Below are 23,843 nucleotides of genomic sequence, written 5' to 3' on the forward strand. Positions count from 1 at the left end.
TCTTGCGCCGCGGGGGGCTCAGCGCGGGTCCTCCGCCAGGATCCGCGCCATGTTCCGCTCGGCGAGGGCGGTGATGGTGACGAACGGGTTCACTCCGAGCGAGCCCGGGATCAGTGAGCCGTCGACGACGTACAGACCCCGGTAGCCCTTGGCGCGGCCGTAGTCGTCGGTCGCCTCGCCGAGGACGCAGCCGCCGAGCGGGTGGTAGGTGAAGTCGTCGGCGAAGGCCCTGTTCTGGCCGAACAGGTCGTAGCGGTAGATCGTGAAGTTGGCCCGGTTCACCCGGTCGAAGAGGTTCTTGGCGGCGGCCACGGACGGCGTGTTCTGGTCCCGGGTCCAGTTGAGCCGGGCCGCGTCGGCGGCCGCGTCGTACGTGAAGTGGCCGCGCTCGGGGTTCTTGGTGATGGCCAGGTACATCGAGATCCAGTGCTCGAACCCCATGGGCAGCGGGGCGATCTCGGCGAAGACGGGGTGGGCCGCGTTGTCCCAGTCGTCGATGCCGAGGGCCGGCATGGTGGCCTGGTTCGCGCCGACGGTGTCCCACAGGTGGTTGGCCCGGGCCGTCATGATGTTGCCGTTGTGCCCCCAGCCACGGCCGACCGCCTCCGCCAGCTCGGGCAGGGCCCCGGTCTCGCGGGCGCGCAGCAGGATCTCGGTGGTGCCGAGGCTGCCCGCGCCCAGGAAGAGCTGGGCGCAGCCGAGTTCGCGGGTCTGGGTGACACGGCCGGTGAGGTCGATGGTGCGTACGGTCAGCACGTACCCCCCGGCCGGGTCCCGGCGCACGGCGACCACGCGCTGGAGGGTTTCGATGGTGACGTTGCCGGTGCCGAGGGCGGCGGCGAGATAGGTCTTGTCGAGGCTCTTCTTGCCGTGGTTGTTGCCGTAGATGACCTCGCCCGCGAGCGCGGATCTGGTGGCGGTGCCGGCCGCTTCGCGCTGCATGTAGGCGAAGTCGTAGACGTTGGGCACGAAGGTGGTCCGGAGCCCGGTGTTGCCGGCGTGTTTGCGGGAGATCCGGGCGAAGCGGTACCACTCGGTGGACTCGAACCAGGCGGGGTCGATGTCGCCCACGCCGAGCATGGCGCGGGCGCGGGGGTAGTAGGTGCCGTACATCTCGTCGGCGTCGACGCGGGGCAGGACCTCGGTGAAGTACGACCGGCGCGGTGTGGGCGCCATGCCGCCGTTGACGAGCGAGCCGCCACCCACCCCCCGTCCCACGTACACGGACATGCCGTCGTAGTTCACCCGGTCCAGGACGCCGGGGTAGGGGCTGATGTCGCGGTTGACGACGTCGAGCCAGAGGAACTGGGCGAGCGGGGCCTCGGTGCGGGTGCGGAACCACATGGAGCGCTGGTCGGGGGCGGAGGTGGAGGGGAACACCTTGCCGTCGGGCCCGGGGGTGTTCCAGAGCCGGCCCATTTCCAGGACGACGGTCCGCACTCCGGCCTGCCCGAGGCGCAGGGCGGCGACGGCGGCCCCGTACCCGGATCCGACCACGATGGCGGGGGCGTACGGGGCGGCGGGCGGCTCGACGGCGGCGGCGGAGTCGAGCCCGATACGGGTGAAGCCGAGGACGGCGGCGGTCTGGAGGGCGCCGGCCCCCAGCAGTTGACGACGCGTCAGATGGGGTGTCATGCGCGCATCATGAGCGGATTCCGCCCAACCGGCCATAACCCGCACTGACACGCATGTGAGTAACAGTCAGACATGTCTCGACCGTATCCGCGCTGCGCCGTCGCCCGCCCTGTTCGACGGACCGCGCCCCATGACGGGCCACGGGGTGCGACAATTCCCCCTCCTGCGCGGCTCCGCGGTTACAGCAGCTCGCGCAGCCGCTCCGCGAGGAGGTCCCAGCGCCAGCGTTCCTCGACCCAGGCGCGGCCGCGCTCGCCCATGCGGCGTCGCAGTTCCGGGTCCAGGAGCAGGGTCACGATCCGGTCCGCCGCCTCGTCCGGCGCCCCGCCCCGGACCACCCAGCCGGTCTCCCCGTCCAGCACCGCGTCCGGCGCCCCGCCCGAGTCGCCCGCCACCACGGGCAGGCCGGTCGCGGAGGCTTCGAGGTAGACGATGCCGAGCCCCTCCACGTCGAGGCCGCCGCGCCGGGTCCGGCACGGCATCGCGAAGACGTCCCCGGCGCCGTAGTGGGCGGGCAGCTCGCCCCAGGGGACCGACCCGGTGAAGACCACCGAGTCCGCGACCCCCGTGGAGGCGGCCAGTGCCCGCAGGTCCGCCTCGTACGGGCCGCCGCCCACGATGAGCAGCACCGCGTCCGGCACCGCCGCCAGGATCCGCGGCATCGCCTCGATGAGGGTGTCCTGCCCCTTGCGGGGCACGAGCCGGGACACGCACACCACCACCGGCCGGTCGGTCAGGCCCAGCCGGGCCCGCACCGCCGCTCCGCCGGACCCGGGGTGGAAGGTCTTCTCGTCGACCCCGGGCGGCAGCTGCGTCATCCGCGCCGCCGCCCGCTCCGTGACCGCCGAGGCGATCCGGGTGCGGGTGTACTGGCCCAGGTAGGTCAGGGTGTCGGTGCCCTCGCCGATCCGCCGCAGCAGCTGCCGGGCGGCCGGCAGCTGTGCCCAGCCCGCTTCGTGCCCGTGCGTGGTCGCGACGATCCGCCGGGCCCCCGCCCGCCGCAGCGCCGGGGCCATCAGGCCCAGCGGGGCCGCGGCGCCGAACCAGACCGACTGGCAGCCGCGTTCGCGCAACAGCTCCACCGCACGCCGTGTCACGCGCGGCGTCGGCAGCAGCATCGTCGTACGGTCGCGCACGACCTGGAACGGCTGCTCCGCGTCGAAGGCGGCGGTCGCCGCGCGGCCCTCTTCGTCGTGCTTCCAGGTGGAGGCGTAGACGACGATCCGGTCGGGATCCAGCCGCAGCGCCATGTTGTGCAGGAAGGCCTGGATGCCGCCCGGTCGCGGCGGGAAGTCATTGGTCACGATCAGCGTCTTGTGCATCGCCAGCCAACGTACCGGACGCCCCTAACCGAGCTGCTCCCGCAGGGTCTCGCGCCAGAGCCGGGTCAGTTCGCCCCGGTCCGTCCCCAGGGTCTCGTCCAGGGCCACGGACAGGGGGGCGCCCGCCCTCTCGTACAGCCGCACCAGGGCCGCGTCGCCCCACTTCGCCGCGATGAGCCGGCAGGCGAGCCACGCCCCCTCGTACGACCGCGCGAGCGCCTGCGGGTCACCGCCGAAGGCGAAGTCCCCGTCCGCGGGCAGCGCGCCCGGGAGACCGCCCCGGCGCACCGCGCGGGCCAGCTCCGGCGCGGCCTCGGCCGGGGTGCGGTCCGTGGCGCGGTACGCGGCCCAGTCCGCGAAGCCCTCGGACAGCCACAGGGGGGTGGTGGCCGAGGTCGCGGCGCGGGTCGCCACATGGGTGACCTCGTGGGTCAGCACGATGTCCCGGCCCGCTTCCGACAGCCCCGCGTACCCCTCCGGGTTGATCACGACCCGGTCGGCCGGGGCCGGACCGGCCCCCACCCGGCCGGTGGTGACGGCGCCCATCCCCCGGTAGGCGTCGGCGGGCTGCCCGAGCAGCGCCGCCATCGCGTCGAGCGTCGCCGGGACGAGCACCACCGCCCGGCCGGCCCACGGCCGCGGCCAGGCGGCGCTCGCCGCGGGCACCGCGCGGTCGGTCTGCGCCGCGATGGCGGACAGGGTCCCCGGGCTCTGGCCGACCCCCAGCACCAGCGCGTGCGCCCCGCGTACGGCCGTCACCGCCCCCTGGTCCCACAGTTGCGGCGGCGCCCCGGGCGCGGGGCGGTCGGCCGTGACCCGCCAGCCGCCGGCGTCGTCCCGCGCGAGTTCCACCTCGCGCCGCGCGTCCGCCGCAGCGGTGTCGTAGCCGGTCAGGCGGTAGTGCAGCGCCGCCCGCGCGAAGGCCCGTACGCCGTCCCGGCGCACCGAGGTGACCTCGTACGACCACCCCTCCAGCGGGATCCCGGCGAGCCGGGCGGGCGGCGCGGCGGCCCAGTCGGCGACGGCCCGCCGGACGGCGGGGTCCCCGGCGCCGCCGCCGGGAGCGGCGCAGCCGGCCGGCAGCCCGCACAGCAGCAGCAGGGCGAGCACGAGCAGGCGTACGGGGCGGCGGGCGGGGGGCATCCGCCGATCGTACGCACCCGGTGCGTCAGGGCCGGGTCACGGAGGACACCGGCATCATCCCGACCGGGTCGTACCGCACCCGGGCGCCCGGGTAGGGGGCGTGGATCACCTGGCCGTTGCCGACGTACATGGCGACGTGGCTGGCGTCCGAGCGGTACGTCACCAGGTCCCCCGGCTGCGCCTGCGACAGCGGCACGTGCCGGCCCGCGTACCGCTGTGCCTGCGAGGTGCGCGGAAGGGAGACCCCGGCCTGGCGGTAGGACCACACCATCAGCCCGGAGCAGTCGAACCCGGACGGTCCGGTCGACCCCCACACGTACGGCCGCCCGACCGCGGCCCGGGCCGCCCGCACGGCGGCCGCCGCCCGGGAGGAGGCGGGGACGGCCGAGGGCAGGTCGGGCAGCGCGTCGGCGCGGCCCCCCGAGCGCGAGGCCCGCTCGAAGTCGGCCCGCTCCTCGGACGGCATCGCGTCGAGCAGCCGGCGGGCGGCCGCGAGCTTCGCCGTGACGGCCCGCTTGTGCTCCGCGACGTCCGAGCGCAGCGAGTCCAGCTGGGCCAGCTTGACGGAGGCCTCCTGGCGCTCCTGGGCGATCCTGCGCTGCTCCTCGCGCAGTTCGCCGAGCTGCCGGGCCTGGCGGCCGCTGAGCCGGTCGAGCACGGCGGCGTTGTCGAGGTAGCCGTCGGGGTCCTCGGACAGCATCAGCGCGAGGGCGGGGTCGAGGCCCCCGGAGCGGTACTGGGCCCCGGCGAAGGCGCCGAGTACGTTGCGCATGGTGTTGATGCGGTCCTGGCCCCGGGCCACCGCGTCCTGGGCCCGGCTGATCTCGGCGCGGAGCTTGCCTGCCTTCTCGTCGGCCTCGTTGTAGCGCTCGGTGGCCTGCTCGGCCTCCTCGAAGAGCCGGTCGACCTGGGCGCGGGCGCCGGCCGGGGGGTCCTGCGGGAGGGCCGGTGCCGCGCTCGCGACCGCTCCCGTGAGGGCGACGGCGGCGCCGGCCGCGGCGGCGGTGAAGGTGGTGAGCTTGGTGCTCCGGTCGAGGCCGGTGAGCCCGGGCCGGCGATGGGACGCCACGTGAAACCGCTCCCTTGCGCTGCGCGCAGCCCGGGTCCGCCCCCCGTGGACGGCCGTGTGCCGGGTTCCGCGCTGGCAGACAGTAGCCGCAGCCGCGGGGCACCGACGACGGCCGTACGGGGGCACACACGGCGACGCCCCGCCGCAGACGCAGGTCACCGGCGGGGCGCGGGGTCAGGGCCGAGCCGAGCAATTCGCCCGGATGGGCGGTGTACGGCGCGTCCTGGGGGTTCGGATCAGCCGACGCGGACGCCGAACTGGAACGGCATGTTGTCCATCGACTCGTACTTGACGCCGCCCTTCGGGTTGGAGGCGTGCAGCGTCATGTTGTTGCCCGCGTACAGGCCGACGTGGTGCAGGTCGTCGTAGAAGAACACCAGGTCGCCCGGCTGGAGCTGGCTGCGGCCGATGCGGGTCCCGTCGTTCACCTGGGTGTAGGTGACACGGCTGATGCTGACACCCGCCTGCGCGTAGGCCCACTGGGTGAGTCCGGAGCAGTCGAAGGAGTTGGGCCCCGTGTCGCCCATGTGGTAGCCGCTGCCCAGCTTCGTCTTGGCGGCGGCGAGCGCGGCACCGGCCCGACCCGAACCCTTGACGTTCCCGGCGCTCTGGGCGGCGCTGCTGCTGGCCTTGCCCTCCTCGTCCTGGAGCCGGGCCCGGTCCTGCGCGCTCAGGCTGTTCAACTGGGCCTGCGCCTCGGCGAGCTTGTCCTGCGTGGCCTTCTTCTGCTCGCCGAGCACCTTGCGGGTGGCGTCGAGGTCCGCGAGCTTGCCGGCGGCCTCCTGGCGCTGCTGCGCGAGGGCACGCTGCTTGGCCTGGATCCTGCCGACGGCCTCGATCTGCTTGCCGCTCAACTGCTGGAGCGTGGAGGCTTTGTCGAGGTAGCTCTGCGGGTCGTCGGAGAGGAGGAGGGTGAGGGACTGGTCGATGCCGCCGGTGCGGTACTGCGCGCTGGCCATCGAACCCAGCGTGTTGCGCATGTCGTTGAGTTCGAGCTGGCCGCGCGCCACCGAGTCCTGGAGCTGCGCGATCTCCTTCTCCAGCTTGTCCTGGCGGTCCTTGGCCCCGTTGTACTTCTCGGTGGCCTGTTCCGCCTCGTCGTAGAGGGCGTCGACCTTCGCCTTGACCTCGTCCTTGCTCGGCTGCCCCGGAGCGGCGCTCGCCGCCTGGGAGGTGAGCGCGACGGTGGCCGCGGCGAGGGCGGTGAGCACGGACACGCGCGTGCGGGTGGGCTGCTTGGGTCGACGGTGGGACGCCACGAAGGCGAGCTCCTTCTTCCTCCGGCCGCCGATGGGGCACTCACACACGGCGGCAGCACCTCCGCCGTCACCCCGAATGAGTGATCTACCGCACGAAGGTTTGAACAGACACTAGTGACCCCGCTGTGATCACTTCAAATCCCCGGGAGCAAAAAATCGCCCCTTCAACGACTTCTTCACACCCAGGCCACTGTGGGTGCCGGGGAGTTGACGGTACGTTCCCTCGATGCACCGCCAATTCCGACATCGGGGACGGCAGTTGCCAAGACGCCCGAATACGCCGCATCGACGGCGTGAACCTTACGAAACGCGCGAAAGCCGCTTGAGGAGCAAGGCGGACGTAACGGGCCGGGCTCCGGACTTCGCCACCCCGTCCGCGACCTCCCGGTCGGTGGACACCACGACCACCGGACGGCCGGGCGGCTCGGCCCGCACCAGCTGGCGGATCAGCTCGTCCGCCGTCACCCCCGCCTTGGAGAACAGCACGCGCACCCCGCGCGGCGGTGCGAGCAGCACCGGGGCGGCCAGTTCGGCGCCGTCGAAGACACAGGTCATCTCCGCACCCGTCTGGGCGGCCAGCATCGACAGCCCGCCCAGCAGCCTCAGCCGCTGCTTCTCCAGCGGCATCGTCGGGTAGCCGGTCTTCGTCACGTTGTAGCCGTCGACCACCAAGTGCGCCTGGGGCAGCGCCAACAGCTGGTCCAGCAGCGCCGGATCGGTCTCCGACAGGGCACGTGCCGCGATGTCCTTCGGCGTCATCCGGCCCGGCTCCACCGCGTCCACCGTGTCGGCCGGCCGCGTGGAGACCGGCGGCAGTGCCAGCTCGCGGCGCAGCCCGGCGGCCGCGTCGAGGACGGTGTCCAGCAGCAGCCGCAGCCGCATGTCCTCGATGCTGCGCCCCTCCCGGGTGGCCCGGCGCGAGGTCTCCAGCGCCGACTCCACCTCCGCCAGACGGGACTTGAGCCGGCGGCTCTCGCTCTCGGCGGCGGCGACCCGGGCGGCCGCGTCACCGCGGATGCCGTCGACCTCGGCGGTCAGCTTGCGCAGGGCCGCCTCGCCCCGCTTGACGTCGCTCTGGGCGCTGCGCAGCTTGCGGTGAAGCGATTCCGCTTCCTTGCGGGCGGCGTCGAGCTCGGCCCGTACCTGCTCGCCGCCCGAGCGCTGCGTCTCGCGCGCGTGGGCGAGTTCCTCGCGCAGCCGTTCCAGCTCGCGCCGGGTCTCGTCGCCGACCCGTTCGGCGTCCGCCCGCTGGACCTCCTCACCGGCGGCGGCGACGAGCTTGACCCAGCCGGAGGGGCGCAGGACGTACGCGGCCGCCGCCACGTCCAGCGGGTCGGCGGCGGCGGGCGGGGCACCGCACTCCAGTGCCCCGGCCAGCTCCGCCTGGGCGTCCCGGAGCTTCTCCGCGACGCGTCCGCGGAAGACGGCGTCCGTCTCCACCGCCGCGGCCATCGCGTTGCCGGCGAACTTGGCGCGCCGGGTCGGGGTGAACCGGGCGTACTGGCGCAGCTGCGCGGGCAGGTCCGCGACGGTCAGGCCGCCGAAGGCGTCCGAGACGAGCGCGATGACCCGGCGCCGCACGCCTTCCGGCAGCGGGCGGTCGAGCACCTCCGCGGCGTCGCCGGCCGCGTCGGCCGGCTCAGCGCCGCTTGCTGGCTCCACAATCCGTCACCCCTACCGTGATCTACTGTGGGCCCGGCTCCGTCAGGAGTCCGTGCCCGGCCTGTCCACGAGCTCGATCTGGTCCACCGCGTTGCACCAGCGGCAGCGGACCGACTCGATGGTCTCATTGACCACCTCGCGCTCCTCGACCTTGGGCTCCCCGGCGAGGTCCAGGTGGACGTACTCCACGACCTTCGACGACCGGGTGACGTCGAAGCGCGTGAGGTTGCCGCACAGGGTGCAGCGCCACCGTGTGGTGTCGGTCGGCAGGGGAACCGTCATCAGGTCGCTCTCTCCTTCGTAGCTCTTTCAATTAAAGCCGCCCGCGGGCCGTCGGGGGCCGATGGCACCTTCGACGGACCGCAGCACGTAACCCTACGGCCTGGCACCACCCGCACGGGGGCTGTGCTGCGTCATGCTCTGTCCCATGATCGTAAGGTGGCAGGCCCTCGCCGAGGCCTTGCGGGAGGCCGTGCGGGGCCCGGTGGTCACCCGCGCGCTGATCGCGGGCTGCTGTCTGGTGTTCGTCCTCGGCCCGGCCTCCGGGCTGAACCCGGAGTACGGGACGGGTGACCTGCTGCTGGAGACGGGGACGGCGTACTTCCGGCGCTGGGGCGTGGTCCCGGACGAGCTCTTCGCGGGGACGGCACGGGCCCTGCTCACGCCGCTGACGGCACTGTTCGTGCACGGGAGCTGGCTGCACCTGCTCGGCAACATGCTCTTCCTCCACGTGTTCGGCGCGATGGCGGAGGAGCGGATGGGCCGGGCGGCGTTCCTGGTCTTCTACGTCGCCTGCGGCTACCTGGCCCTTGCGGCCTACGCGGCGGCCAACGCCACCTCCGACCAGACGCTGGTCGGCGCCTCGGGGGCGATCTCGGCGGTGCTGGGGGCGTTCTTGTGCCTGTTCCCGCGGGCCCGGGTGACGAGCCTGTTCCCGTTCCTGTTCTTCCTGCCGCTGCGGTTCCCCGCGTGGATCGTGCTGATGTTCTGGTTCGTCCTGCAGTGGCTGGCGGCCCACCGGGCGGCGAGCGGGCCGGGGGTGGCGTACCTGGCCCACGTGGTGGGCTTCTCCGTCGGGTTCGCCTACGCCTGGGTGCGGTATCGGCGTGCGACTAGAGTGAAGCGACCAGCGACGGCCAGCGAGGGAGACAGCCAACCGTGATCACCGCGATCGTGCTCATCAAGACCAGCGTGGACCGCATCCCCGAGATCGCCGAGTCCATCGCGCAGCTGGACAGCGTCAGCGAGGTCTACTCCGTCACCGGCACCTACGACCTCATCGCGCTGGTCCGCGTCGCCCGCCACGAGAACCTGGCGGACATCATCCCGGGCCGCATCAGCAAGATCCCGGGCGTGGAGGCGACGGACACCCACGTGGCGTTCCGCACGTACTCCCAGCACGACCTGGAAGCCGCGTTCGCCATCGGCCTCGACGCGTAGTCCTGGCCGGGGGCAGCGGAACCCGGGCCGGCGCCCCGGGCCCGCCCCACGGCTCCGGCCGGCTCTCCCCCGGCCGGGCCGCTCGGCCGCCGGCTGCCCGTCACGGACTCCCGGGCGTGCCGTCGCCGGACAGGACGTGCGCGGGAGCGCGGCTCCCCCGCAGGCGCGTCAGGAAACGGGGACGCAGCGGCCCTCTTCGGTGCGGTACTTCCACTTGGCGCCGTCCGCGACGAGCTCGCGGACCGCGCGGACGAAGCGCTCGACGTGCTCGTCGGGGGTGCCCGCGCCGAAGCTGACGCGGATCGCGTTCAGCGACCTCCCCCGGCCTTCGGCCGGGGGGACCCCCACCTCGCTCCGCTCGCCCGCCGCCTCCGGCGCTCCGCATTCGCCCTGGGCCTGCGGCTCACTGCCGAGCAGCGTCCGCACCAGCGGGTGGGCGCAGAACAGGCCGTCGCGGACGCCGATGCCGTACTCGGCCGACAGCGCGGCGGCGAAGTGCGAGCTGTTCCAGCCCTCCACCACGAACGAGATCACGCCGACCCGCGGGGCGTCGTTGCCGAACAGGGACAGCACGCGGACCGCCGGGACCTCCGCCAGGCCGTCGCGGACCTTGCCGATCAGGTGCTGCTCCCGCTCGACCAGGCCCTCGAAGCCCGCCTCGGTCAGCGCCCGGCAGGCGGAGGCGATGGAGTAGACGCCGATGACGTTCGGGGAGCCGGCCTCGTGCCGCGCGGCCGTGGTGTGCCACTCGACGTCCACGCCCCCGTCCTCGCGCCGCGCCACCTTCCGCGAGGCTCCGCCACCGGCCAGGTAGGGCTGCGCCTCCTGGAGCCAGTCGGCCCGCCCGGCGAGCACGCCCGAGCCGAACGGCGCGTAGAGCTTGTGCCCGGAGAAGGCGATCCAGTCCACGTCCAGTTCCCGCACCGAGACGGGGTGGTGCGGCGCCAGCTGGGCGGCGTCCAGCACGATCCGCGCGCCGTGGGCGTGCGCCGCGGCGGCGAGTTCCTTCACCGGCCACAGTTCGCCGGTGACGTTGGACGCGCCGGTGACGCACACCAGCGCCGGGCCGTAAGGGTCCCGCGCGGCCAGCGCCCGCTCCAGGGTGGCGACGGCCTCGTCCGGGGTGCGCGGCGCGTCGAGGTAGGTGACCCGCGCGTCGCCCCACGGCAGCAGCGACGCGTGGTGCTCGGTCTCGAAGACGAAGACCTGGCAGCCGGCCGGGAGCACGGCGGCGAGCAGGTTCAGCGAGTCGGTCGTGGACCGGGTGAAGACCACCTGGTCGGCGGGGCGGCAGTCCAGGAACTCCGCGACCGTGACCCGGCTCTGCTCGAACAGGTCGGTGGACAGCTGCGAGAGGTACCCGGCGCCGCGGTGCACGCTGCCGTAGTACGGGGCGTACGCGGCCACGTCGTCCCACACCCGCTGCAGCGCCGGCGCGCTGGCCGCGTAGTCGAGCGCCGCGTAGGTGACCTCGCCACCGGTGACGAGCGGGACGGTGACGTCCCGGCCGAGCACGGGCAGCGGCTCGGCACACGGGGTGCGGTCGGCGGTGGTGTTCAGGGATGCGGTTGCGGATGCGTATGCGGACATGGCGGTGTCTCCCGGCGGCAGGGCGGAACGGCTTCGGGGTCTGCCCGTACGCGGGTACGGCCCTGCGGCCGTCCGGGGTACGGGGATGCCTCGGGGATGCGGGTACGCGGAAGGGACCCTGTTTCCGAGGGTGAAGAAGGGGCGGAGCCGCCCTATCGCATTCGCTTGCTCATGGAAAACGCTCCTCGACAACCAGGATCCCCGGTTTCGAGGGATCCGCGCTTGCCGTAGACCTCACTGCCTACGGCCTGGTCATCACCCGGGGCACCCCGCCACGGAAGGAGGGTTGCCGGACAGCGAGCCGGGGCCAAAACGCTGTCACTCGTGACCTGCCCAGCATCCTGCCACAAGATCCCCCACGCCGGGGACCCCGGTCCACATTCCGGACCGGGGCCCACCGCCGCGCCCGAGGACCTACGCGTTGCTGGCCGCGACCCAGCGCTCCAACGCCGCCCGCGCCGCGCCCGAGTCGATGGATTCGGCCGCACGGGCGATGCCCGCGGCGATCTGCTCCTCCAGCGAGCCCGTGCCCGGATCCAGCGCCACCAGGGCAGCCGCCGAGTTCAGCAGGACGGCGTCGCGTACGGGACCGGTCTCGCCGGCCAGCAACCGGCGGGCGACGTCCGCGTTGTACGAGGCGTCCTCGCCGCGCAGGTCCCCGGCGCCCACGATCGGGATACCGACGTCGCGCGGGTCGAACGGCAGCTCGGTGACGGTGCCCTCGCGGACCCACCAGACCCGCGAGGTGGCGGTCGTGGTCAGTTCGTCCATGCCGTCGTCGCCGCGGAAGACCAGCGCCGAGGAACCCCGCTCCGCGAGCACCCCGGCGACGATGGGCGCCACCCGGGCGTCGGCCACGCCCGTGGCCTGCGCGCGCACCTTCGCCGGGTTGGTCAGCGGGCCGAGGAAGTTGAAGGTGGTCCGGATGCCCAGCTCCTTGCGGGCCGCCGCCACGTGCCGCAGCGCGGGGTGGAACTTGACGGCGAAGCACAAGGTGATGCCGGCCTCTTCCGCGACCTCGACGACCCGGGCCGGGGTGAGGTTGAGGTTGACGCCGAGCTTCTCCAGTACGTCGGAGGAGCCGCTCGCCGAAGAGGCGGCCCGGTTCCCGTGCTTGACCACCTTGGCGCCCGTTCCGGCCACCACGAGCGCCGACATGGTGGAGATGTTGACCGTCTTCGCGCCGTCCCCGCCCGTGCCGACGATGTCCACCGTCCGGCCCGGGACCTCGATGAGGTTGGCGTGTTCGTACATGGCACGCACCATGCCGTTGATCTCCGCGACGGTCTCCCCCTTGGCCCGCAGCGCCACCACGAACCCGGCGATCTGCGCGTCCGTGGCCTCGCCCCGCATGATCCGGTCCATGGCCCAGGCGGTGTCGTCCGGGCCCAGGTCCCGGCCGGTGAGCAGGGCGTCGAGGAGACCCGGCCAGCCGCGGGCCGCCACGCTGTCGCCGCCTGCCGGGGTCACAACGTTCATGGTCCGCTCCTGCTGCTCGGGAAAGTTCCACGTCGAATGGGGTGAGGAGCCCAGCCTATCCAGCCTCGGCGGACGGCAAAGAGCCCCGTCCAGACCCTGGACGGGGCTCTCGCCGTGGCGACACGGGGATTGGCCGGAACCGATCCCTCTAACGGGTCCTCCCGGAGATCAGTGGTGGCCGTGGCCGCTCTGGATCTCCTTGTACTCCTCCACCGTGGGCTTCGGAATCTGGTTGTTCTCCGCGTAGAAGCCCTTGCTGAGCTTCGCGCGGAGCTTCTCCATGGCCTTGGGCTTGCGCTCCACGCCGTTCTCGTCGACCGTCGGGCCGAGTTCGATCGGCTGGTACTGCTCATGCGCGGTGAGCGTGTGCAGCTTGGCCTGCGGCAGCGGCTCGTGGACCTCGACGAACTCACCGTGCGGCAGGCGCTTGATGATGCCGGTCTCGCGACCGTGCAGCACCTTGTCGTGGTCCCGGCGCTGGAGGCCGAGGCAGATCCGCTTGGTGGCGATGAAGGCGAGGACCGGGACGACGAAGAAGCCGATCCGGACGAACCAGGTGATGTTGTTGATCGAGAGGTGGAAGTACTGCGCGAACATGTCGTTTCCACCGCCGATCAGGAGCACGATGTACTCCGCGATCCAGGCGACACCGAAGGCCGTACGGGTCGGGACGTTGCGCGGGCGGTCCAGCAGGTGGTGCTCACGCTTGTCCCCGGTGACCCAGGACTCGATGAACGGCCAGACGGCGATCGCGCCCAGCACCAGCGGGAAGAGCAGCAGCGGGATGAACACGCCCAGGACGAGGGTGTGGCCCCACAGGTTGATCTCCCAGCCCGGCATGGCACGGATCAGGCCTTCCGGCATACCCATGTACCAGTCGGGCTGCGCACCGGTGGACACGTGGTCCGGGCGGTACGGGCCGAGCGCCCAGATCGGGTTGATCGAGGCGAGCGCCGCGATGGCCGCGATGACACCGAAGACCAGGAAGAAGAAGCCTCCGGCCTTGGCCATGTAGACCGGCAGCAGCGGCATGCCGACGACGTTGTTGTTCGTCTTGCCGGGGCCCGCGTACTGGGTGTGCTTGTGGTAGAAGACCAGGATCAGGTGGGCCACCAGCAGGCCCATCATGATGCCGGGCAGCAGCAGGATGTGGATCGAGTAGAACCGTGCGACGAAGTCGCCGCCGGGGAACTCGCCGCCGAAGAGGAAGAACGACAGGTACGTGCCGACGATCGGCACGGACAGGATCGCGCCCTCCATGAAGCGGACACCGGTGCCCGAGAGCAGGTCGTCCGGCAGGGAGTAACCGGTGAAACCGGTGAACATGCCGAGGACCAGCAGCAGGAAGCCGAAGATCCAGTTGACCTCACGCGGCTTGCGGAACGCGCCGGTGAAGAACACGCGCATCATGTGCACGACCATGGCCGCGACGAAGATGAGCGCCGACCAGTGGTGGATCTGCCGGATGAGCAGACCGCCGCGGACGTCGAAGCTGATGTCGAGCGTCGAGGCGAAGGCCTCTGACATCGGGACGCCCTGCATCGGCACGTACGGGCCGTGGTAGACGACCTCGTTCATGCTCGGGTGGAAGAACAGCGTCAGGTACACACCCGTGAGGATGATGATGATGAAGCTGTAGAGGCAGATCTCACCGAGCATGAAGGACCAGTGGTCCGGGAAGATCTTGCGCATGTTCGACTTGGCCAGGCTGTAGATGCCCAGGCGGCCGTCGGCCCAGTCCGCTACCCGCTCGCCGGCGGGCGCTTTGCGCTGACTGTCGGTGGTGGTGGCAGTGCTCATCCGCGCTCCCAGAATGCAGGACCGACGGGCTCTTCGAAGTCGCCCTGCGCTTCGAGGAAGCCTTCGTCATTGACGCCGATCCGCAGCTGCGGAAGCGCGTGACCAGCGGGGCCGAAGATGACTCGGGCGCCGTCGGAGAGGTCGAAGGTGGACTGGTGGCACGGGCAGAGCACGTGGTGCGTCTGCTGCTCGTACAGGCTGATCGGGCAGCCGACGTGGGTACAGATCTTGGAGAACGCCACGATGCCGTCGTGGGACCACTCCAGCTCCCGCTTGTCCTTGATGTCCTGCGGCTGGAGCCGGACGATCATCAGGGCGGCCTTGGCGATCTGGTTCTGGAAGTCGTGCTGGGTCTCCTCCAGGCCTTCCGGCATGGCGAAGGTCAGCGAACCGACGACCACGTCCTCGGGACGCAGCGGCTCCATCGTGTTCTGGTTGATGAGCAGCTTGCCCTTGGCCCAGACGGTCTTGCGGAGCTTGTCCTCGGGCAGCGGGCCCAGGTCCCGCATGATCACCAGGGCGGACAGCGGCAGCATGGCCAGCGCGCCCAGCATGGTGTTGCGGATCAGCGGACGGCGGCCGATGGCCGACTCGCTCGCACCGTCGGCGAAGTCCTGGAGGACCTTGGCCTTGACCTCCGGCGGCGCCGCGATGGCGTGGCGCTCGTCGGCGACCTCCACGTCGGACATCAGGGTGCGGGCCCAGTGGACCGCGCCCGCGCCGATGCAGAAGAGGGCCGTGCCCAGGGTCAGGCCGAGGGCGAAGTTCAGGCCGCTCACCTTCCCGATGGGGAAGATGTACACGAACCTGTCGACGGGGATGGTCACGTACGCGGCGATGAAGCCGATCGTGGCCAGCATCGACAGCGTGAACAGCATCGCGACAGTGCGCTCGGACCGCTTGGCGGCCCGCTCGTCGATGTCCTGGATGCGCGGCTTGTGGACCGGCAGGCCCGGGTCGGCGAACGGGTCGTCCGCGACTGCTACGCCACCGTGGTGCGCGTCGCCCTGCTCGCTCGGCAGGTGCTTCTCTTCGGGAATGTCTTGGCTACTCATGACTTCTTGGCCTTAGCGGTGTGGGCCGCGACCCAGACGGCGACAGCGATCAGCGCACCCAGAGCGAAGATCCAGCCGAACAGACCCTCGGAGACGGGGCCGAGGCCACCGAGCTTCAGGCCGCCAGGGCTGACCGACTCGTCGCCGTTCACGTTCTGGAGGTACGCGATGATGTCCTTCTTCTGCTTCTCCGGCATCGTGCTGTCGGGGAAGGAGGGCATGTTCTGCGGGCCGGTGAGCATGGCCTCGTAGATGTGCTTCGGCGAGACGTCCGCAAGGTTGGGAGCGTACTTGCCGTGCGTCAGGGCGCCGCCCTCGCCGGTGAAGTTGTGGCACTGCGCGCAGTTGTTGCGGAACAGTTCGCCACCCTTGGCGATGTCGGCACCCGCCGGGTCGACCTGCTTCTGGGTGGGCACGGACGGGCCGGCTCCCAGGGAGGAGATGTACGCGGCCAGCTGGTCGATCTGGGCCTGCGTGTAGACCGGAGGCTTCGCCGGCACCTGGGCGCCGGGCTGCTGGGCGGGCATGCGGCCCGTGCTCACCTGGAAGTCGACGGCCGCGGAGCCGACGCCGACCAGGCTGGGGCCGTCAGTGGAACCCTGACCGCCGGTTCCGTGGCAGCTTGCGCAGCCCACGGCGTAGAGCTTCTTGCCCTCCTCGATGGCGAGGGACTGGGCGGTTTCATCGGCCTGCGCCTTGCCCGCGGGGGCGAAGGCGGCGTAAAGCCCCCCAGTGGCCGCCAGCGCGAGGAGTAGAACGACGACCGCCGCCAGCGGATGGCGTCGTCGTGCGGAGAGCTTTTTCACGGATTACCCCGGTGTCAGGATCTTCTGCGTCGGTGTTTCTGGATGGGTTGCCGGGGCCTGCCCGGCGACGTGTTCGCTACTTGATCAGGTAGATCGTCGCGAAGAGGCCGATCCAGACGACATCGACGAAGTGCCAGTAGTAGGACACGACGATGGCCGACGTGGCCTGTTCGTGGGTGAACCTCTTGGCCGCGTACGTCCGGCCGAGGACCAGCAGGAAGGCGATGAGACCGCCTGTCACGTGCAGACCGTGGAAGCCGGTGGTCAGGTAGAACACCGATCCGTACGGTCCGGACTTGAGGGAGAGTCCCTCCTCCTTGACCAGATCGGTGTACTCGAACACCTGGCCGCCAATGAAGATCGCACCCATGACGAACGTGACGATGAACCACGTCCGGAGCTTCTTCACGTCACCGCGCTCGGCGGCGAATACGCCGAGCTGGCAGGTGAGGGAGGAGAGCACCAGGATCGTGGTGTTCGTCGCCGAGAAGGGCAGGTTCAAGGCCGAAGCCTGTTCTGTCCAGTACTCGGCGCCCGTCACGGATCGCAGGGTGAAGTACATCGCGAAGAGGGCCGCGAAGAACATCAGCTCGGAACTCAACCAGATGATGGTTCCGACGCTGACGAGGTTCGGCCGGTTGACCGTCGGGTGCGCGTGCCCGGTATCTACTGTCGTTGCTGTCGCCACGACCGACATTATGTCGGTCGCTTATCCCGCCCTCACCCCGGGGGGTGCCGTTCGGAGTGTCAGAGGGGTGTGCAAGGCCCGAACGGCCCATCAGATCGGCTTACCGGCAGGTGTCCGCGGGCCCGGCCGAACCGATGTTGACAAGCGGTCGGACGGAGTAGCATCCCGCGCAACATCAACGTGATTCACGGGCACACGTGGAGGAACGAAATGCGGGCGACTGCGCGAGTTCTGGTCTACAGCGACGACGCGGGCACCCGGGAGCAGGTGCGGCTGGCCTCCGGGCGCAGGCCGGCCGCGGACCTGCCGCCGGTGGAGTTCCTGGAGTGCGCGACGCTGCCGGCGGTCCTCAAGGCGCTGGACGAGGGCGGCGTGGACGCGTGCGTGCTGGACGGCGAGGCCGTTCCGGCGGGCGGCATGGGCGTGTGCCGGCAGATCAAGGACGAGATCTTCCGTTGTCCGCCGGTGCTGTTGCTGATGGGGCGCCCGCAGGACGCCTGGCTGGCCACCTGGAGCCGCGCGGACGCGGCGGTCACCCTTCCGGTCGACCCGGTGGAGTTCCCGCAGACCCTGGCGCGCCTGCTGCGCGCCCGGCTGTCCCTGGACGCCTAGGGCCCCTCCGGGCCCTCCGGGCGCGGCTCGAGCGGAACCGGCCCGTCGGGAGCCTCAGGGGCTTCCGGGGGCCGGTTCGGGGCCGCTGGGCGTGCCTGCGGGGCCGGTTCAGACCTGGGGGCGCAGTCGGGCCTGGTCGACCGCGTTGCGGCCTTCCTGGGTGCCGCCCACCAGGGCGCTGCCCTCGCGCCAGTCCTTCCAGTCCATGTTCCAGTCGCCGAAGCCGTTGCCGAAGGTGTCCATGTCCTCGCCGATGCTGTTGATCACCTTGACGATGTCGCCCTCGGTGATGTTCTCGTAGAACCAGGCGGCGTTGCCGGTGCTCATGCCCGTGCAGCCGTGGCTGACGTTCTCGTAGCCCTGGGAGTCGACGGACCACGGCGCGGCGTGGACGTATTCACCACTCCAGGTGACGCGCGTCGCGTAGTAGACGGGCAGGTTGTAGTACTCGCTGCCGCCGATGCCGACGGTGTCCCCGCGCATCTGGACGTAGTACTGCTTGCCCAGGACCACCTTGATGCCGTTGCGCGTGGAGAAGCCGGGCTTCCCCGTGGTCACCGGAATGGTGTTGATCACTTCACCGTTGCGCTTGAAGGTGAGGTAGTGGGCCGCGGCGTCGGTGGTGACCTCGACGCGGTCCCCGATCTCCAGCTTCAGCGGCTTGCTGACGGTCCCGTAGAGATCGTCGGTGACCCTGACGCCTTCGAGGTTGCTCCGGACGGAGACCGTGGAGTGGGCGGGCCAGTACTCCTTGGGCCGGAAGTGCAGGTGCTTGTCGTCCACCCAGTGCCAGGCACCCTCGACGCCCGACGGCGCGTCCACGACCAGACCGCGCTCCACGAGGGCGCGGGCGGCCTTGTCGTGGACCGGCTCGTTCAGTTCGGCCGTGAGGGGCTGGCCGACGCCGTATTTGCCCGCGTCCGGGCCGAATTCCACCTGGAGGACCTTCTTGGCCGGGGTGGTGTCGAACGTCAGCGTGCGCTGCCCTGGGGCGCCCCGCTCGTCCTCCGTGCTCACGGTGGCGGTGTAGTGCACGCCGGCGGCCATCGGGGCGGTGCTGTGCCAGCGGTCGCCCTTGGCGGAGAGCTCGCCCGCCAGCCGGCGGCCGTGGGTGTCCACGACGGTCACGTCGGTGATCCGGGTTCCGCTGCCCTTCGAGGTGACCTCGAAGGGCCGGTTGGGGTCGACCGGACGGCCGCCCGCGGCCTGGTTGAAGGCGACGTGGTCGCCCGCGTCGTACGGGCGGGCGGACAGCGGGTTGTCGTCGGACCCCCCGCACGCGGTGGCGCCGGCCCCGAGGGACGCGACCAGCAGGGAGCAGCTGAGTACCGTCCAAAGACGCGGTGAGTGCTTCATGGAGCCAACGCTATGAAGATATGACAATTACGGCGCGCGGGGTGACTGCAAACGAGGGGCCCGGACTCCTCCGTTGGAGGTGTCCGGGCCCCAGGTGCCGTGCTCTCGGGTCCTGCTACTGGTTCTGGTTCTCACCGCGGTAGTACTCGTACACCCAGCCCCACAGGCCGATCACGATGATCGGGGCCGAGAAGTACATGAGCCACCAGCCGAAGATGACGCCCATGAACGCGAGCGCACCGCCGATGCCCAGCGAGAGCGGCTGCCAGCTGTGCGGGGAGAAGAACCCCAGCTCGCCCGCCTCGTCGGCGACGTCGGCCTCCAGGTTGTCCTGGGCCATCTCGTCCACGCGCTTGGCCGTGAAGGCCAGGTAGTAGCCGATCATGACGCTCAGGCCGAAGGCCAGGAAGAGCGCGGTGGTGCCCACGGGCTCCTTCGACCACACGCCGTAGACGATGGCCATGATCAGGATGAAGAAGGAGAGCCACAGGAACAGCTTGCCCTGGATCTTCACTTGCCCGCCTCCTTGTCGCCGGTGAGGGCCTGCGTGGCACCGGCGGCGTGGTCCTCGAGGTGGTCGAGGGCCGCGATCTCCGGGTGGTGCAGGTCGAACGCCGGGGATTCGGAACGGATCCGCGGCAGGGTGAGGAAGTTGTGCCGCGGCGGCGGGCAGGAGGTCGCCCACTCCAGCGAACGGCCGTAGCCCCACGGGTCGTCGACCTCGATCTTCTTGCCGTACTTCGCCGTCTTCCAGACGTTGTACATGAAGGGCAGCATCGACAGGCCCAGCAGGAAGGAGCTGATCGTGGAGATCGTGTTCAGGGTGGTGAAGCCGTCGGCGGCGAGGTAGTCCGCGTAACGACGCGGCATGCCCTCGGCACCGAGCCAGTGCTGCACCAGGAAGGTGCCGTGGAAGCCGATGAACAGCGTCCAGAACGTGATCTTGCCGAGGCGCTCGTCCAGCATCTTGCCCGTGAACTTCGGCCACCAGAAGTGGAAGCCGGCGAACATCGCGAAGACCACGGTGCCGAAGACGACGTAGTGGAAGTGCGCGACGACGAAGTACGAGTCGGAGACGTGGAAGTCCATCGGGGGCGAGGCCAGGATGACGCCGGTCAGACCACCGAAGGTGAAGGTGACCAGGAAGCCGATCGTCCAGAGCATCGGGGTCTCGAAGGACAGCGAGCCCTTCCACATGGTGCCGATCCAGTTGAAGAACTTCACACCGGTCGGTACCGCGATCAGGAAGGTCATGAAGGAGAAGAACGGCAGCAGCACACCGCCGGTGACGTACATGTGGTGGGCCCACACCGTCACCGAGAGGCCGGCGATGCCGATCGTCGCGGCGACCAGGCCGATGTAACCGAACATCGGCTTGCGGCTGAACACCGGGATGATCTCGGAGACGATGCCGAAGAACGGTAGCGCGATGATGTACACCTCTGGATGGCCGAAGAACCAGAAGAGGTGTTGCCACAGCAGGGCGCCGCCGTTGGACGCGTCGAACACGTGCGCACCGAACTTCCGGTCGGCCTCCAGCGCGAAGAGCGCGGCGGCCAGCACCGGGAAGGCGAGCAGGACCAGGACACCGGTCAGCAGCACGTTCCAGGTGAAGATCGGCATGCGGAACATCGTCATGCCGGGAGCGCGCATGCAGATGATCGTGGTGATGAAGTTGACCGAGCCGAGGATCGTGCCGAAGCCCGAGAAGGCCAGACCCATGATCCACATGTCGGCGCCGATGCCCGGCGAGCGGACCGCGTCCGACAGCGGGGAGTAGGCGAACCAGCCGAAGTCGGCGGCGCCGTTCGGCGTGACGAAGCCGGCCACCGCGATGGTCGAGCCGAAGAGGTACAGCCAGTACGCGAACATGTTCAGCCGCGGGAACGCCACGTCGGGCGCGCCGATCTGCAGCGGCATGATCCAGTTCGCGAATCCCGCGAACAGCGGGGTGGCGAACATCAGCAGCATGATCGTGCCATGCATGGTGAACGCCTGGTTGAACTGCTCGTTCGACATGATCTGCGAGCCCGGACGGGCCAGCTCGGCGCGCATGAAGAGCGCGAGCACGCCGCCGATCAGGAAGAACACGAACGACGTGACCAGGTACATCGTGCCGATGGTCTTGTGGTCGGTCGTGGTCATCCACTTCACGACCACGTTGCCCGGCTGCTTGCGCCGTACCGGCAGCTCGTTCTCGTACGAGTCGGCTGCGGCGGCACCCTGAGGTTCGTTGAGGATGCTCACAGTTTGTTCGTCTCCGCGTTCCGGGCCGAGTCCGTCTGGTTGATGCCGGCCGGGAGGAAGCCGGTCTGCCCCTTCTTGGCCAGCTCCTTGAGGTGCGCCTGGTATTCGGCGGGCGAGACGATCTTCACGTTGAAGAGCATCCGGGAGTGGTCGACGCCGCAGAGCTCGGCGCACTTGCCCTTGTAGGTGCCGAACTGGTCCGGGGTGACCTCGAAGACGTTGGTGTGACCGGGGATCACGTCCTGCTTGAACAGGAAGGGCACCACCCAGAAGGAGTGGATGACGTCGTTCGACGACAGGATGAAGCGGACCTTCTCGCCCTTGGGCAGGTAGAGGGTCGGCCCCGGGTTGCCGGTCTGCGGGTTCCGCTCGCCGGGGACGCCCTTGTCGTAGACGCCCTCGGCGCCCGCGGGGAAGTCCTTGGTGAAGCGGTCCGGGATGTTGGCGAGGTTCTTGGGAACCTCACCCGCCTTCGGAGTGGCCCCGTCGCCGTCGACGTCCTCGACGTAGTTGAAGCCCCAGCTCCACTGGTAGCCGATCACGTTGATCGTGTGCGCCGGCTTGGCGGAGAGGGACAGCAGCTTCGACTCGTCACGCGCGGTGAAGTAGAAGAGCACCGAGACGATGATGAGCGGGACCACGGTGTACAGCGCCTCGATGGGCATGTTGTACCGGGTCTGCGGGGGGACCTCCACCTTCGTCCGGCTGCGCCGGTGGAAGATGACGCTCCAGATGATCAGGCCCCAGACCAGGATGCCCGTGACGAGGGCGGCTGCCCACGACCCCTGCCACAGGGACAGGATGCGGGGCGCCTCCTCCGTGACCGGGGTGGGCATTCCGAGGCGGGGGAAGTCTTGCCAGTTGTACGAGCAACCAGTGGCGGTCGCCAGGACCGCGCCCGCAGTCAGCGCCTGCAGCAGCTTCCGCCGCATCGGGCGCCGCGGCGAGCGGTCGGAGCCGTAGGGACTCACGTAGCGCCTTCCCGAGAGTCTCGGCCCGCGCGGCCGGCCGCGGCCGTGTTCGGGTCGGTCGCCGGCCCTGACGCAGGCAGGGGTTTGGATGTTTATGCGGACCAAACCCTACTGGACGCTATTTGGGGTCGCGCGGGGAGGGTGCCCAACGCGCCGCTACTGCCCCCGAAGGGATGGATGCGCCGTCCGGGGGACGGGCCATCCTGCCCTGACCGGCGGGCGGGACACCCCTTCTGACGGGCCCTGACCTCGCCCGGGGCGGGGGGCCGGTTAGCGTGCCCGTATGCCGTACTTCGACTCCGCTTCCGCCGCCCCGCTGCACCCCGTGGCCAGGCAGGCCCTGCTGGCCGCCCTGGACGAGGGCTGGGCCGATCCCGTCCGGCTGTACCGCGAGGGGCGCCGCGCCCGGCTGTTGCTGGACGCGGCGCGGGAGGCGGCGGCCGAAGCGGTGGGGTGCCGCGCCGACGAGCTCGTGTTCACTCCTTCGGGGACGCACGCGGTTCACACGGGCGTGGCGGGGGCGCTGGCCGGGCGCCGGAGGGTAGGCGGCCGGCTGGTCGTGTCCGCGGTCGAACACAGCTGCGTCCTCCACGCCGCCGAGGCGCACGCGGCTTCCGGCGGCACGGTGACGGAGGTGGCGGTGGACCGGCTGGGGGCGGTGTCCCCCGACGCGTACGCGGCCGCCCTGGACCCGGCCACCGCTCTGGCCTGCCTCCAGTCGGCCAACCACGAGGTGGGCACCGTCCAGCCGGTGGCGGAGGTGGCCGAGCTGTGCGGGGCCGCCGGGGTGCCGCTGCTGGTGGACGCGGCGCAGTCCCTGGGCTGGGGTCCGGTCGAGGGGGCGTGGTCGCTGCTCACCGCGAGCGCCCACAAGTGGGGCGGGCCGCCCGGGGTGGGACTGCTCGTGGTCCGCAAGGGCGTCAGGTTCGCGCCCCAACACCCCGCGGACGAGCGGGAATCGGGCCGCTCCCCCGGCTTCGCGAACCTCCCGGCCATCGTGGCGGCGGCGGCCTCGCTGCGGGCCGTGCGGGCCGAGGCGGACGCGGAGGCGGCCCGGCTGCGGGTGCTGGTGGACCGCATCCGGCGACGGGTGGCACGGCTGGTGCCGGACGTGGAGGTGGTCGGCGACGCCGAACGGCGGCTGCCGCACCTGGTCACGTTCTCCTGCCTGTACGCCGACGGGGAGACCCTGCTGCACGAACTGGACCGGGCGGGCTACTCGGTGTCCTCGGGCTCCTCCTGCACCAGCTCCACCCTGACGGCGTCGCACGTCCTCAAGGCGATGGGCGTGCTGTCGGAGGGGAACGTACGGGTGTCACTGCCGGCCGGGACGACCGCCGATGAGGTGAACGGCTTCCTGGAGGTGCTGCCGAAGGCGGTGGCGGGCATCCGGGCCCGGCTCGGGGTGCCGCAGGTCCAGGAGACGGTCCCGGTCGCGGAGTCGGTGGAGCTGGACGCGCTGGGCCTGCGGTGCCCGCAGCCGGTCATCGAGCTGGCGCGGGCGATCGGCACGGTGCCCGTCGGCGGGACGGTGACGGTGGTGTCCGACGACGAGGTGGCCCGGCTCGACATCCCGGCGTGGTGCTCCATGCGGGGCCACGCGTACCTGGGCGAGACCCCGCGCCCGGTCGGGGCGGCGTACGCGGTCCGCCGCCTGCGGTGACGGCGACGCCCCGCGGCCGGTGCCGGGGGCGTCGCCGTCACGGGTG

General features: G+C 70.9%; 21 protein-coding genes and 1 riboswitch. Of the genes, 4 read left to right on the plus strand and 17 right to left on the minus strand.

The features are described from left to right. Positions 1-18: 18 nt before the first annotated feature. From OHA81_RS09635 to OHA81_RS09665, 7 genes are all read right to left on the minus strand, one after another. A complete protein-coding gene (locus OHA81_RS09635) occupies positions 19-1,635 on the minus strand; it encodes a GMC oxidoreductase (protein ID WP_329194626.1) in 1,617 nt (538 codons plus the stop codon). A gap of 179 nt (positions 1,636-1,814) precedes the next feature. Beyond that, positions 1,815-2,957 carry a glycosyltransferase family 4 protein gene (locus tag OHA81_RS09640; RefSeq protein WP_329194628.1) on the minus strand — a complete coding sequence of 381 codons (1,143 nt, stop codon included), beginning with the start codon at positions 2,955-2,957 and terminating at the stop codon, positions 1,815-1,817. 24 nt (positions 2,958-2,981) lie between these two features. Then, positions 2,982-4,100 carry a hypothetical protein gene (locus OHA81_RS09645; protein ID WP_329194630.1) on the minus strand — a complete coding sequence of 373 codons (1,119 nt, stop codon included), beginning with the start codon at positions 4,098-4,100 and terminating at the stop codon, positions 2,982-2,984. A 25-nt stretch (positions 4,101-4,125) separates the two neighbouring features. Continuing rightward, positions 4,126-5,169, minus strand: a complete 1,044-nt coding sequence (locus tag OHA81_RS09650; RefSeq protein WP_329194632.1) for a C40 family peptidase — start codon at positions 5,167-5,169, stop codon at positions 4,126-4,128. A gap of 236 nt (positions 5,170-5,405) precedes the next feature. Continuing rightward, positions 5,406-6,428 (minus strand): C40 family peptidase, encoded by a 1,023-nt coding sequence (locus OHA81_RS09655; protein ID WP_329194633.1) that lies wholly within the window; start codon positions 6,426-6,428, stop codon positions 5,406-5,408. Positions 6,429-6,728: 300 nt separating this feature from the next. Further along, complete coding sequence (locus OHA81_RS09660) at positions 6,729-8,093, minus strand: NYN domain-containing protein (protein WP_329202134.1); 1,365 nt, start codon at positions 8,091-8,093, stop codon at positions 6,729-6,731. A gap of 39 nt (positions 8,094-8,132) precedes the next feature. Next, complete coding sequence (locus OHA81_RS09665; RefSeq protein ID WP_030291802.1) at positions 8,133-8,372, minus strand: hypothetical protein; 240 nt, start codon at positions 8,370-8,372, stop codon at positions 8,133-8,135. A 133-nt stretch (positions 8,373-8,505) separates the two neighbouring features. Here OHA81_RS09665 and OHA81_RS09670 point away from each other — a divergent pair, with 133 nt between their 5' ends. Next, on the plus strand, positions 8,506-9,252 hold the full coding sequence (locus tag OHA81_RS09670) for a rhomboid family intramembrane serine protease (protein ID WP_443056490.1): 747 nt from the start codon (positions 8,506-8,508) through the stop codon (positions 9,250-9,252). Then, on the plus strand, positions 9,249-9,530 hold the full coding sequence (locus tag OHA81_RS09675) for an Lrp/AsnC family transcriptional regulator (protein ID WP_007263678.1): 282 nt from the start codon (positions 9,249-9,251) through the stop codon (positions 9,528-9,530). The genes OHA81_RS09670 and OHA81_RS09675 overlap by 4 nt, the downstream gene beginning before the upstream one ends. A 168-nt stretch (positions 9,531-9,698) precedes the next feature. On the opposite strand, the gene OHA81_RS09680 is transcribed toward OHA81_RS09675, so the two are convergent. From OHA81_RS09680 to ctaE, 6 genes are all read right to left on the minus strand, one after another. Continuing rightward, entirely contained in the window at positions 9,699-11,120 is a 1,422-nt protein-coding gene (locus OHA81_RS09680; protein WP_329194645.1) for an aminotransferase class V-fold PLP-dependent enzyme, read from the minus strand. A gap of 213 nt (positions 11,121-11,333) precedes the next feature. Then, a riboswitch (SAM riboswitch) is annotated at positions 11,334-11,450 on the minus strand. 84 nt (positions 11,451-11,534) lie between these two features. Continuing rightward, positions 11,535-12,599 carry an anthranilate phosphoribosyltransferase gene (trpD, locus tag OHA81_RS09685; protein ID WP_329194647.1) on the minus strand — a complete coding sequence of 355 codons (1,065 nt, stop codon included), beginning with the start codon at positions 12,597-12,599 and terminating at the stop codon, positions 11,535-11,537. Between the two features lie 168 nt (positions 12,600-12,767). After that, entirely contained in the window at positions 12,768-14,399 is a 1,632-nt protein-coding gene (gene qcrB, locus OHA81_RS09690) for a cytochrome bc1 complex cytochrome b subunit (RefSeq protein WP_329194650.1), read from the minus strand. Then, positions 14,396-15,454, minus strand: coding sequence for a cytochrome bc1 complex Rieske iron-sulfur subunit (gene qcrA, locus OHA81_RS09695; protein WP_329194652.1), 1,059 nt, complete (start codon positions 15,452-15,454; stop codon positions 14,396-14,398). The genes qcrB and qcrA overlap by 4 nt, the downstream gene beginning before the upstream one ends. Further along, positions 15,451-16,260, minus strand: a complete 810-nt coding sequence (gene qcrC, locus OHA81_RS09700) for a cytochrome bc1 complex diheme cytochrome c subunit (RefSeq protein ID WP_329194654.1) — start codon at positions 16,258-16,260, stop codon at positions 15,451-15,453. The genes qcrA and qcrC overlap by 4 nt, the downstream gene beginning before the upstream one ends. Positions 16,261-16,336: 76 nt before the next feature. Further along, positions 16,337-16,957: an aa3-type cytochrome oxidase subunit III gene (gene ctaE, locus OHA81_RS09705; RefSeq protein WP_136215176.1), complete on the minus strand. Its 621-nt coding sequence runs from the start codon at positions 16,955-16,957 to the stop codon at positions 16,337-16,339. A 201-nt stretch (positions 16,958-17,158) separates the two neighbouring features. Here ctaE and OHA81_RS09710 point away from each other — a divergent pair, with 201 nt between their 5' ends. Next, entirely contained in the window at positions 17,159-17,560 is a 402-nt protein-coding gene (locus OHA81_RS09710) for a hypothetical protein (RefSeq protein WP_329194657.1), read from the plus strand. Positions 17,561-17,668: 108 nt separating this feature from the next. On the opposite strand, the gene OHA81_RS09715 is transcribed toward OHA81_RS09710, so the two are convergent. The 4 genes from OHA81_RS09715 to ctaC form a co-directional block, all read right to left on the minus strand. Continuing rightward, positions 17,669-18,916 carry a L,D-transpeptidase gene (locus OHA81_RS09715; RefSeq protein ID WP_329194659.1) on the minus strand — a complete coding sequence of 416 codons (1,248 nt, stop codon included), beginning with the start codon at positions 18,914-18,916 and terminating at the stop codon, positions 17,669-17,671. A gap of 115 nt (positions 18,917-19,031) precedes the next feature. Then, the gene (locus OHA81_RS09720; protein WP_190182182.1) at positions 19,032-19,430 is read right to left on the minus strand and encodes a cytochrome c oxidase subunit 4; all 399 of its coding nucleotides are present in this window, start codon (positions 19,428-19,430) and stop codon (positions 19,032-19,034) included. Then, positions 19,427-21,163 carry an aa3-type cytochrome oxidase subunit I gene (gene ctaD, locus OHA81_RS09725; RefSeq protein ID WP_329194661.1) on the minus strand — a complete coding sequence of 579 codons (1,737 nt, stop codon included), beginning with the start codon at positions 21,161-21,163 and terminating at the stop codon, positions 19,427-19,429. The genes OHA81_RS09720 and ctaD overlap by 4 nt, the downstream gene beginning before the upstream one ends. Further along, positions 21,160-22,134, minus strand: coding sequence for an aa3-type cytochrome oxidase subunit II (gene ctaC, locus OHA81_RS09730; protein WP_329194662.1), 975 nt, complete (start codon positions 22,132-22,134; stop codon positions 21,160-21,162). The genes ctaD and ctaC overlap by 4 nt, the downstream gene beginning before the upstream one ends. 283 nt (positions 22,135-22,417) lie before the next feature. Here ctaC and OHA81_RS09735 point away from each other — a divergent pair, with 283 nt between their 5' ends. Beyond that, positions 22,418-23,797 (plus strand): cysteine desulfurase/sulfurtransferase TusA family protein, encoded by a 1,380-nt coding sequence (locus tag OHA81_RS09735; protein WP_329194663.1) that lies wholly within the window; start codon positions 22,418-22,420, stop codon positions 23,795-23,797. The last annotated feature ends 46 nt before the right edge of the window (positions 23,798-23,843 follow it).

The organism is Streptomyces sp. NBC_00667, from assembly GCF_036226825.1.
Classification (GTDB): domain Bacteria; phylum Actinomycetota; class Actinomycetes; order Streptomycetales; family Streptomycetaceae; genus Streptomyces.